Annotated in this window: 1 protein-coding gene and 1 pseudogene; both read left to right on the plus strand. The window is 74.3% G+C overall.

The genetic code is table 11. The features are described from left to right. The coding region (locus tag ACFHWT_RS31500) for a hypothetical protein (RefSeq protein WP_416598355.1) at positions 1–81 on the plus strand (81 nt) is incomplete at its 5' end. Then, positions 78–342: pseudogene (locus tag ACFHWT_RS31505) on the plus strand (4-oxalocrotonate decarboxylase); the annotation flags it as partial. The gene ACFHWT_RS31500 and the pseudogene ACFHWT_RS31505, both read left to right, overlap by 4 nt.

Consider the following 342-nt stretch of genomic DNA (forward strand, 5'->3'; position numbering starts at 1 on the left):
GGCCGCCGCAGGATGGTCGGCGGCCAGGAGGACATGATCACCGACGTCGCCCTCGACCTCGTCAACGGAGAGCGCCCGTGACCGCCACCAGCATCGACCCCGCCGACCTGGCCGCCCGGCTCGACGACGCGGCCGTCACCGGCACCCCGATTCCGCAGCTCGCCGCCGCCCACCGGGTCGACGTCGACGCCGCCTACGCGGTGCAGCAGGCGCTGATCGCCCGCCGCACCGGCCGGGGCGAACGGCTCGTCGGCGCCAAGATGGGGCTGACCAGCCAGGCCAAGATGGCGCAGGTCGGCGTCGATGAGCCGATCCTCGGCCAGCTCACCGACACCACGCAGG

It is taken from the genome of Micromonospora sp. LOL_021, from assembly GCF_048060215.1.
Classification (GTDB): Bacteria; Actinomycetota; Actinomycetes; order Mycobacteriales; family Micromonosporaceae; genus Micromonospora_E.